Below are 1,369 nucleotides of genomic sequence, written 5' to 3'. Positions count from 1 at the left end.
GGTCGTGTCCCTAGTGGTGGTGTAGGAGCGCCCGACGCGGCGGCCATCGTGATGGTCTCCGGCTAGGGTTGGGTTGCTGAGGCCGCAACCCTGAACCCGAGACCGACCACGATGACCGACGACGAGACTGCCCTGCGGGATCTGCTGGCGAAAGGCTCCGATGCAGGGTTCCTGCGGGAGATGATAGGCTTCGCCGCCCAGCGCCTGATGGAACTGGAGGTGGGCGAGCTGACCGGCGCGGCCCATGGCGAGCGCCATCCGGGACGGCTGGTGCAGCGCAACGGCTACCGGGAGCGCGACTGGCAGACCCGGGCCGGCACGGTCGAGCTGCGTATCCCCCGGCTCAGGAAGGGCAGCTACTTCCCGGCTTTCCTGGAACCTCGGCGGATGGCCGAGAAGGCGCTCACCGCGGTGATCCAGGAGGCCTACGTCCAGGGGCTCTCCACCCGCTCGGTGGACGACCTGGTCCGGGCCATGGGAATGGAGGGGATCAGCAAGAGCCAGGTCTCGCGGCTCTGCACCGAGATCGACGCGCGGGTGCACGACTTCCTGGCCCGCCCGATCGAGGGTGATTGGCCCTATCTCTGGCTCGACGCCACCTACGTGAAGGTGCGCGAGGCGGGGCGGATCGTCCCCGTGGCGGTGACCATCGCGGTCGGCGTCAACGCCGATGGCCGCCGCGAGGTGCTCGGCATGGCCACCGGCGCCTCGGAGGCGGAGGCCTTCTGGCTCGACTTCCTCCGCTCCCTCGCCCGCCGCGGCCTGTGCGGCGTCAAGCTGGTGATCTCCGATGCCCATGAGGGGCTGAAGGCCGCGGTGACGAAGGTGCTCCGTGCCACCTGGCAGCGCTGCCGGGTCCACTTCGCCCGCACCGCCCTCGCCCATGCCGGCAAGACCCAGCGCCGCATCGTCTCCGCCTGGATCGGTACCGCCTACGCCGAGGCTGACGCCGCCGCCGCCCACGCCCAGTGGCGCAAGGTGGCCGACCAGCTCCGCCACAAGGTTCCCAGGCTCGCCACCCTGATGGACGCCGCCGAGGAGGACGTCCTCGCCTACATGGCCTTCCCGCCAGCACACCGCGCCAAGCTGCATAGCACCAACCCGATCGAGCGCCTCAACGGCGAGATCAAGCGACGCACCGACGTCGTCGGCATCTTTCCCAAAGAGGCCGCCGTCACCCGCCTCGTCGGCGCCATCCTGCTCGAACAGTCCGACGAATGGGCCACCCAGCGTTCCCGCTACATGACCCTGGAGACCATCGGCGCCGTCAGCGATACTGCCCCCGTCAGCCTCCCAGCCGTGGCAGGCTGACGCAGCAGCCCGCCCAGCCCACGCACACCACTCCTACACCACGGCTCGGGACACGATC

The 1,369-nt window shown here is 69.8% G+C and carries 1 protein-coding gene; it reads left to right on the top strand.

Annotated elements, in window-relative coordinates; genetic code table 11:
* The first annotated feature begins 111 nt into the window (after positions 1-111).
* A complete protein-coding gene (locus M0638_RS28285) occupies positions 112-1,311 on the top strand; it encodes an IS256 family transposase (protein ID WP_248670297.1) in 1,200 nt (399 codons plus the stop codon).
* Positions 1,312-1,369: the final 58 nt, after the last annotated feature.

Origin of the sequence: Roseomonas acroporae, from assembly GCF_023223525.1 — a bacterium.
In the GTDB taxonomy this organism is placed as follows: domain Bacteria; phylum Pseudomonadota; class Alphaproteobacteria; order Acetobacterales; family Acetobacteraceae; genus Roseomonas_E; species Roseomonas_E acroporae.
Note: the sequence above shows the minus strand (reverse complement) of the source record. Positions and strands in the feature narration are given on the sequence as shown.

Bases quoted from the DNA above. Each gene is read 5' to 3' on its own strand.
- M0638_RS28285 (WP_248670297.1), top strand. From the start codon at position 112: ATGACCGACGACGAGACTGCCCTGCGGGATCTGCTGGCGAAAGGCTCC.